Source organism: Mycobacterium sp. TH-M25, from assembly GCF_057473665.1.
The window spans coordinates 1-8519 of sequence record NZ_JBYCLA010000399.1; the positions used below are offsets into that span (position 1 = coordinate 1).

Genomic DNA, 8519 nt, shown 5'->3' on the forward strand with positions numbered 1-8519 from the left:
GTCGCGGTCGTTGCGTTCGGATGGGTGCCACATCGCCTCCATTCTGACAGGCGAACCTCGTCAAGTGACAGCTGTTACACAAGTGAAATGCTTGCCGTGGATGCCTGGCTACCAAGTAGGGTTCTAGCCCGTGATCGACCTGAAACTGCTCCGGGACAACCCCGACGCCGTACGCGAGTCGCAGACGAAGCGGGGCGAGGACCCGACGCTGGTCGACATCCTGCTGGCGGCCGACACCGCGCGCCGGACCGCGATCGCGAGCGCCGACTCGCTGCGCGCCGATCAGAAGATCGTGAGCAGGGCCGTCGGCAAGGCCTCACCCGACGAGCGCCCGAAGCTGCTCCAGCAGGCTAAGGAGCTGGCCGAAGAGGTGAAGTCGGCCGAAACGCAACAGGCCGAGGCCGAGGCCACGTTCACCGCCGCGCACATGGCGATCTCCAACGTAATCATCGACGGCGTCCCCGCCGGCGGCGAAGATGATTTCGTCGAACTCGAGCGCGTCGGCGAACTGCCCGCGATCGCCGACCCCAAGGACCACCTGGAACTCGGCGAGAAGCTCGGCCTGATCGACATGGAACGCGGCGCCAAGGTGTCCGGCTCGCGGTTCTACTTCCTCACCGGCCGGGGCGCGCTGCTGCAACTGGGCCTGCTGAACATGGCGGTCCGGCTGGCCGCCGACAACGGCTTCACGCCGATCATCCCGCCGGTGCTGGTGCGGCCCGAGGTGATGTCGGGGACCGGGTTCCTCGGCGCCCACGCCGACGAGATCTATCGCGTGGAAGCCGACGATCTCTACCTGGTCGGCACCTCGGAGGTACCGCTGGCCGGCTACCACTCGAACGAGATCCTCGATCTGTCCGACGGACCGCTGCGCTATGCCGGCTGGTCGTCGTGTTTTCGCCGCGAAGCCGGCAGCTACGGCAAAGACACCCGCGGCATCATCCGGGTGCATCAGTTCGACAAGGTCGAGGCGTTCGTCTACTGCGACCCCGCCGATGCCGAGGCCGAGCACCAGCGGCTGCTCGGCTGGCAGCGCGAGATGCTGGCCCGCATCGAGGTGCCGTATCGGGTGATCGACGTGGCCGCAGGCGACCTCGGGTCATCGGCGGCGCGCAAATACGACTGTGAGGCGTGGGTGCCCACGCAGCAGGCGTACCGGGAGCTGACGTCGACGTCGAACTGCACCACGTTCCAGGCCCGCCGCCTGTCCACCCGCTACCGGGACGCGGCCGGCAAACCGCAGACCGCCGCGACGCTCAACGGCACGCTGGCCACCACCCGCTGGCTGGTCGCGATCCTGGAGAACCACCAGCAGCCGGACGGCACCGTGCGGGTTCCTGCCGCGCTGGTGCCCTTCGTCGGCACCGAGGTGCTCGAACCGCGTCGCCGATGACCACCATCGGAACCCCGCTGTCGCCAACCGCGACCAAGGTGATGCTGCTCGGTTCCGGCGAACTCGGCCGCGAGGTAGTGATCGCGCTGCAGCGTCTGGGCGTGGAGACCATCGCCGTCGATCGCTACCCCAACGCGCCGGGGCAGCAGGTGGCACACCACGCGCGGACCATCGCGATGTCGGATCCAGACCAGCTCAAGGCGCTGATCGAGGCCGACCGACCCGACATCGTCGTTCCCGAGATCGAGGCCATCGCGACCGAGGTGCTGCAGGAGCTGGAAGCGGCCGGTGTCGTGCGGGTGATCCCCACCGCCCGGGCCGCGCGCCTGACCATGGACCGCGAGGGTATTCGGCGGCTGGCCGCCGAAACCCTCGGCCTGCCCACCAGCCCGTACCGGTTCTGCGACTCGCAGGCCGAAGTGCAGGCGGCCGCCGACGCCATCGGCTACCCCTGCGTGGTCAAACCGGTGATGAGCAGTTCGGGCAAGGGTCAGAGCAAGCTCGACGGACCCGAGGATGTCGCGGCGGCCTGGGCCCATGCGATGGTCGGCGGCCGGGTCGGTCACGGCCGCGTCATCATCGAGGGTTTTATCGACTTCGATTACGAGATAACGCTATTGACCGTCCGGGCGCGCGGCGACGACGGTGCTGTGGCCACTCGGTTCTGCGCGCCGATCGGCCACCAGCAGGTCGGCGGCGACTACGTCGAGAGCTGGCAGCCACACCCGATGTCGGCCGCCGCGCTCGACAACGCGCAGCGAATCGCCCGCATCGTCACCGAAAAGCTTGGCGGACAAGGGATTTTCGGGGTCGAGCTGTTCGTCAAGGGTGACCACGTGTGGTTCAGCGAGGTGAGCCCGCGCCCGCACGACACCGGAATGGTCACGATGGTCACCCAGTGGCAGAACGAATTCGAACTCCATGCTCGGGCCATACTCGGGCTTCCGGTTGACACCACGTGCAAGACCCCAGGAGCAAGTGCGGTGATCTACGGTGGCGTGGACGCCGAGGGCCTGGTCTTCGACGGTGTGGACGAAGCACTGCGGGTGCCGCGGACCGACCTGCGTCTGTTCGGAAAGCCAGAAAGCTTCGTCAAGCGGCGCATGGGTGTGGCACTGGCCTACGACGAAAACCTGGACACCGCGCGGCGCAACGCGGTCGAGGCGGCGAGGCGGGTCAGGCCGCGCGACATCTGAGCGCCGCCGCGACATAGCCCGTTGTCGTGGGTCGAGTGGTCAAAGGCCCCTGGCACTTTCTTCGCTGCTCTATTATTTGCTGATCAGAGGCCTGCATGTGGGGATAGGCGGCCGCATCTGAAGGGTGTGAAACGCGATGGGGTGGCTTGCGCAGTGGTGGCGCCAATCCGATCACTATGACCGACTGAGCGCACACCTGGCTGCCCGCGGCATGGACACCCTGACCCGGATCACCGTCGCGGTCATTGCCGGCGGGCTGGCGCTGGTCGCGCTCGGGACGATCTGGACTCCGACCGGACCGAAAGGCACCGTAGCCGTTACCTGCGCGGTGGCATCGGCCGTCGGCGCAGCGGCCGGCGCCTTGCTCTGGGGGCTGCGCTGGCCCGCGCGAAGCACCGCAATCCGTTTTGCACTGGCGTCCACCGCCTGCATCGCGCTGATTTCGGTGGCCCAAAGCGATCCGTTGATCGCGATGCTCACCTGCGCCACGTTCGCGACCATGGCCAGCTACATCGCGTTGTTCCACCGGGCGTGGCTGATGGCCTACAACTTCACCGTCGCCAGTGCGGTCAGCGGTTACGAAGGTTTTCGGGTCTCCGAGCAGTTCAACAGCGTCACCGCGCTCTGCTGCAGCGCGCTGCTGTTGCTGCTGAACCTGGCAGTGCCCTTCGGCGTTCAGGTCGTGGTGCACGTCCTGGGCGCCGATGCAGTGCGTGCCGAGCGTGACCAGCTGACCGGGCTGTTCACCCGGCGGGCCTTTCACCGTCGGGCCAAGGCGTGTCTGGAGCGGGCCAGCCAGCAACAGGGGTTCGTCGTCGTCTGCGTGATCGACCTGGACCGCTTCAAGCAACTCAACGACAGCTACGGGCACAGCACCGGCGACGACGCGCTCGTCTCGGTGGCCCGCGCGCTGCGCGACACCGCCGACGACACTGCGGTGATCGGCCGTTCGGGCGGCGAGGAATTCGTCGTCGCCGACATCTGGCACCCCGACGAAGTCGACCGCTGGGCGCAGCAGTTTTGCGACGAGATCGCCGCGTTGCCGTTCGGCATCACCGCCAGCATCGGCACCGCCGGCATCCATCCGGCCTACCGCACTGGTAGCCGCAGCGACCTCCTCATCGAGTTGATCGCGGCCGCCGACGCCGCGATGTACGCCGCCAAGCGACGCGGCGGTAACCAGGCCGGCCACCACGAGTGGCCGCTGCCGTCGCCGCTGACCAGCTTCGTCGACGAGACCGATTTCCGAGACGGCATCAGCGCGTAGCTGGGCGCGCCGAGGCCGTTTACCGGGGCGCCGACTGTGCAGCTTTTGGGTGCCCAGGACGTGAATTCCCGTATACAAACTGCACAGTCGACACGAGCAGGCACCGGCCGACGCAGGGCGCTAACCCCGCTCGTCGAGCAGGCGGTCGAGCAGCGCGGTGAATGCGTCGGCGTCGGCCGGTGTGAACGCCGGGCTGGGCCGGGTACCGGGAACGTCGAGCGTGATCAGGGTCGACCGGAAGGGCCGGCCGATGTCCAGCGGCAGCCAGCGGCGCAGATCCCAACTGCCCCAGATGTGAAATCTGTGCATGAACAACCCCAGCGGCTCGGCCCGGTAGCCGCGAACGTGCGGCAGCGCGATGATCTTCGAGGTTCCTGAAGGGAAGTGGTAGCGGCGCAGGGTGATTGCCTCGCGGTCCAGTTGGACGAGGCCGTCGTCGAAGGAGTCGTAGGTGTCGGCGCTCATCGCCGTGTGCTCCGAAGCTGGTGACCGCGGGCGGTGATGCAGCGGCCACTTTCCAGGTTCCACTGCCAGCCGTGCAGATTGCAGGTCAAGGTTTTGCCCTCGATGACGCCGAATTTGGACAGGTCGGCTTTCAGGTGTGGGCAGCGGCGCTGAATCTCCCAGCCGTCCATGGTGATCGACGCGGAGTCGTCGTGGGTCTCGGCGAACCAGCCGTCCGCGTAGGCGATCCGCTCGGCGGTCAGGCATTTGAAGAACGTGTACAGGTACTCGTTGTAGCCGCCGACCCGCCAGGCCCGGAACCGGGTGGACAGGAAGATGGTGTTGACCCAGTCGGGCTCGTCGTCGCGCAGCACGGTCCGTACCAGCTCGGCCGGGATAGCAAAGCCGTAGCGGCACTTTTCGTCGGGAATCGGCTCGCGCACCGTCCGTTTGGGAAAATCCAGCACGACCCGCTCTGCGCCGAGCACCAACTCGACCGGGTAGCCGATGCCGTCGCAGATCTCGTCGCCGGCCAGCATGATCGGCTCGAACTTCGCGCGCAGCGGCTCCAGCAGCGAGTCGCCGGCCGCGGGTGCCCAGCGCGCTTTCTCCGCCGCCAGCACCGGCATCATCCGGGCGGCGTAGTCGGCGATGTAGTCCGCCTTGCCGGTGGTGAAAATTGCCTCAACCTGTTCGGTGGGCAGCGGGTGCTGATGCGAATCCAGTTGCCTCCCAGTGAACTCGGCAGTCGAGCCGGGGATCATCAGCAGCCCGCGGTCGTGGCCGTTGCGGCACAGCTGGTCGATAAAGACCATCTGATCCGGAAAGATGTTGGCGGGGTCGCCGTGGTCGTCGTTGAGGTCACGCAGCGCGGGGTCGAGGAAGCACGGTGGTCCGGCCGACGGTATCACCCACGTCGCCCCGACCTGCGCGATGTATTGGCGAGACCGGTCCATCTGACGCTGCCGTTTCTGCATCCCGAACGACTTCTTGGCGCGCTCGGGCATGTCGTAGACCATCGGGTACCAGATCGCGCCGGAGTATTGCAGCAGGTGGACATCGATGTGGCCGAACTCGGATGCCAACGCGTCCAGATCGACCGGCCGCGCGTCGTTCATGTTGAACACCGTGGTGATGCCGTCGCCGACCACCAGCCCGGAGTCGCCGATCGGGCCGTCGGCGGGTGCGCGCAGCGCGATGATCATGAGGTCCAACTCGCCCTTGGGGCCACCGATCCGGTGCTTTACCGAATCAGCGGTCTCAAAGAACCGGTGAAATCCCAGCGTCTGCAACGCGTTTTTCAGATCCGGTACCGGGTAGTCGGGCAACAGCACGACCGCGTCCTTGTTGACGTGCTCGGTCAGCAGTTGCGCGTCGAAGTGGTCCTTGTGCAGGTGCGAGACGTACAGGTAGTCGCAGTCGCCGAGGGCGCGCCAATCCAGGCCGCGGTTGTCCGGGAACGGAAACCACGACCCGAAATAGGCCGGGTTGACCCACGGGTCGCACAGAATGCTGCCGGCCGCCGTATCGATCCGAAAGCCGGCGTGGCCGACACTTGTGACCTGCACTGACACCCTTTGGTTGCGAGAGTCTGACGCCTCGAGCTTAGCCGCAGACCGGAGAAATGCCGGATCGGCTAGAGCCCCGAAGCCCCGAACACTAGGCTTGAGCACCGTGGAACCGGTATACGGGACAGTGATCGCGCTGGTGCGGCTGACGTGGCGGGTGCAGGGGCTGCGTTTCACGGTCATCGGGCAGGAGAACATTCCTGCCACTGGCGGCGCCGTCATTGCGATCAACCACACCAGCTACTTCGACTTCACCCTCGCCGGGCTGCCCGCGTTCCGCGAGCACCGCGCGCGCAAGGTCCGCTTCATGGCGAAGCAAGAAGTCTTCGACAACAAGATCACCGGCCCGATCATGCGGGGCTGCCGGCACATCCCGGTGGACCGGTCCAGCGGCGCAGCGTCTTACCAAGCCGCCGTCGACCGGCTCAAGGCCGGTGAACTCGTCGGCGTCTACCCGGAAGCCACGATCAGCCGCAGCTTCGAAATCAAGGACTTCAAGTCGGGTGCCGCCCGGATGGCGATCGAGGCGGGCGTGCCGATCATCCCGCACCTCGTCTGGGGCGCCCAGCGGATCTGGACCAAAGGCCACCCCAAGAAGTTGCTCCGGCCCAAGGTGCCGATCGTGATCGTGGTCGGCGAGCCGATTGCGCCGACGCTGCCGGCGGCCGAGTTGACCGCCCTGTTGCGCTCGCGGATGCAGCATCTGTTGGAGCAGGCACAAGACAGCTACCCGGCGCACCCGGCCGGCGAGTGGTGGGTGCCGCATCGGCTCGGCGGCGGTGCGCCTACCCTGGCCGAGGCCGCTCAATCGGACGCTGAGGAAGCCAGCCAGCGGGCGGCTGCCCGGGCCGCCCGTGAGGCGGGCCGCACCGACTGACGGCGACAGAACCTGGCCGCCGTTGTCGCCGCCGGGTCACTCCAAAAGTCGCGGACAGTGCGCTTCGCGGGGGAATGATCTCGCCGCCGTATCGCGCTCGACAAATGTCTGCGCAGCCCATGCCCTCGGCGTACCTACGGTAGCGAAGGCAAAATTTATTGAGGACACTGAGAAGGCCGTGCCTGGCTGACAGCAACGGATGGGAGGAGCGACCGCCATGGCAGAGCCGTTCTACCGGTTCGGAGAGTGGGTGGTGCCCCCGGTTGTCGCCCTGAACGGGACGAAGTTCACCTTCCGCGGGTTGGAGAACATCCCTCGACGCGGTGGCGCATTGCTCGCCCAAAATCACACCAGCTACCTGGATTGGCTTCCGCCGCTGTTCGCCGCCCGCGAGCGCGGTCGACGGATGTACTTCATGGTCAAAGCCGAGATGGCCGACGTGAAGGCGATGAACTTCGTGATCAAGCACGCCCGACTGATTCCGGTCGATCGCCGCAACGGGCATGACGCATTCGACGTCGCAGTGCAGCGCCTGCGCGCGGGTGAGCTGATCGGGATGCATCCCGAGGCCACCATCAGCCGCAGCTACGAGTTGCGCGAGTTCAAGACCGGCGCGGCCAGGATGGCCTTGCAGGCGCAGGTGCCGATCGTCCCGCTGATCGTCTGGGGCGCCCACCGGATCTGGACCAAAGACCACGAGAAGAAATTGCTCCGCAACAGGATTCCGGTCACTGTCGCCGCGGGCCGCCCGCTACCTCCGCACGGGACGCCCGAGGAACTCAACGCCAAGCTGCGCCAGACGATGAATGAACTGCTCTACCAGGTGCAAGAGGAGTACCCGCATCCCGAGGGCGAATACTGGGTGCCGCGCCGACTCGGCGGCACTGCGCCGACCCGCGACGATTCGCAGAAGCTCCGATTGATGGAATTGCAGGAGCGGCTGAACAAGTACGGCACCGACGGCGTGACCCGTTCGGGGCAGAACCCGAGTGGAACGCATTGATCCTCGACCGCGAAGGCAGACTGTCACTGTGACCCTGCCCGCGCTGATCGCCTGCGATGTCGACGGCACCCTGATCAACGAAGACGAAAAGGTCACCCCTCGCACCCGCGACGCGGTGTGCGCGGCGGTCGCTGCCGGCGCGGTGTTTGTGCTGGCCACCGGTCGCCCGCCACGGTGGATCCCGCCAGTGGTCGACGGGCTCGGGTTTGCCCCAATGGCCGTGTGCGCCAATGGCGCTGTGATTTACGACCCGGCGACCGATCGAGTGCTGTCGGCGAAAACCTTGTCGGTGGACGCGTTAGGCGCGCTGGCCGAGATCGCCACCAGGGTGATCCCCGGTGCGGGGCTGGCCGTCGAGCGGGTCGGTGAAAGCGCACACGACAGCGCCACCCCGCAATTCGTCAGCTCGCCGGGCTACGAGCATGCCTGGCTCAACCCCGACAACACCGAGGTCTCGATCGAAGACCTGCTCAGCGCTCCCGCGATCAAGCTGCTGGTTCGTAAGGCAGGCGCGCGCAGTGCCGACATGGCGGCTGCGCTGACCCGGCATGTCGCGGCCGAGGGCGACCTCACCTATTCGACCGACAACGGCCTGATCGAGATCGTGCCGGTCGGTGTGAACAAGGGCGCTGGCATCGCTGAAATTGCTGGGCCGCTTGGGATTCCGGACAGTGACTGGGTCACGTTCGGCGACATGCCCAACGACGTGCCGATGCTGTTGCGGGCCGGCCTCGGGGTGGCGATGGGGAACGCGCATCCGGATGCGCTCGC

Annotated in this window: 8 protein-coding genes; 6 read left to right on the forward strand and 2 right to left on the reverse strand. The window is 66.7% G+C overall.

The genetic code is table 11. The annotated features are described in order from the left end of the window. Window positions 1–130 precede the first annotated feature (130 nt). The 3 genes from serS (at window position 131) to AC2VOU_RS13410 (ending at window position 3856) form a co-directional block, all read left to right on the forward strand. Window positions 131–1393: a serine--tRNA ligase gene (gene serS, locus AC2VOU_RS13400; RefSeq protein WP_486957821.1), complete on the forward strand. Its 1263-nt coding sequence runs from the start codon at window positions 131–133 to the stop codon at window positions 1391–1393. Beyond that, window positions 1390–2589, forward strand: a complete 1200-nt coding sequence (gene purT / locus AC2VOU_RS13405) for a formate-dependent phosphoribosylglycinamide formyltransferase (RefSeq protein WP_486957822.1) — start codon at window positions 1390–1392, stop codon at window positions 2587–2589. The genes serS and purT overlap by 4 nt, the downstream gene beginning before the upstream one ends. A gap of 136 nt (window positions 2590–2725) precedes the next feature. Next, window positions 2726–3856: a GGDEF domain-containing protein gene (locus tag AC2VOU_RS13410; protein ID WP_486957823.1), complete on the forward strand. Its 1131-nt coding sequence runs from the start codon at window positions 2726–2728 to the stop codon at window positions 3854–3856. 120 nt (window positions 3857–3976) lie between these two features. Here the strand turns inward: AC2VOU_RS13410 and AC2VOU_RS13415 are convergent, their stop codons facing one another. After that, entirely contained in the window at window positions 3977–4321 is a 345-nt protein-coding gene (locus tag AC2VOU_RS13415) for a hypothetical protein (RefSeq protein WP_486957824.1), read from the reverse strand. Next, a complete protein-coding gene (locus tag AC2VOU_RS13420) occupies window positions 4318–5868 on the reverse strand; it encodes a Rieske 2Fe-2S domain-containing protein (RefSeq protein ID WP_486957825.1) in 1551 nt (516 codons plus the stop codon). Before AC2VOU_RS13420 ends, AC2VOU_RS13415 begins: the two co-directional genes overlap by 4 nt. Window positions 5869–5974: 106 nt before the next feature. Between AC2VOU_RS13420 and AC2VOU_RS13425 the strand changes: the two genes are divergently transcribed. From AC2VOU_RS13425 to AC2VOU_RS13435, 3 genes are all read left to right on the forward strand, one after another. Continuing rightward, a complete protein-coding gene (locus AC2VOU_RS13425) occupies window positions 5975–6745 on the forward strand; it encodes a lysophospholipid acyltransferase family protein (protein ID WP_486957826.1) in 771 nt (256 codons plus the stop codon). 217 nt (window positions 6746–6962) lie between these two features. Further along, the gene (locus AC2VOU_RS13430; RefSeq protein WP_486957827.1) at window positions 6963–7748 is read left to right on the forward strand and encodes a lysophospholipid acyltransferase family protein; all 786 of its coding nucleotides are present in this window, start codon (window positions 6963–6965) and stop codon (window positions 7746–7748) included. Between the two features lie 28 nt (window positions 7749–7776). Continuing rightward, on the forward strand, window positions 7777–8519 hold a 743-nt coding region (locus AC2VOU_RS13435), incomplete at its 3' end, for an HAD family hydrolase (RefSeq protein ID WP_486957828.1).

Excerpts from the sequence above, each read along its gene's own strand:
- purT (WP_486957822.1), top strand. The coding sequence starts at position 1,390 with ATGACCACCATCGGAACCCCGCTGTCGCCAACCGCGACCAAGGTGATG.
- AC2VOU_RS13410 (WP_486957823.1), top strand. The coding sequence starts at position 2,726 with ATGGGGTGGCTTGCGCAGTGGTGGCGCCAATCCGATCACTATGACCGA.
- AC2VOU_RS13415 (WP_486957824.1), bottom strand. The coding sequence starts at position 4,321 with ATGAGCGCCGACACCTACGACTCCTTCGACGACGGCCTCGTCCAACTG.
- AC2VOU_RS13430 (WP_486957827.1), top strand. The coding sequence starts at position 6,963 with ATGGCAGAGCCGTTCTACCGGTTCGGAGAGTGGGTGGTGCCCCCGGTT.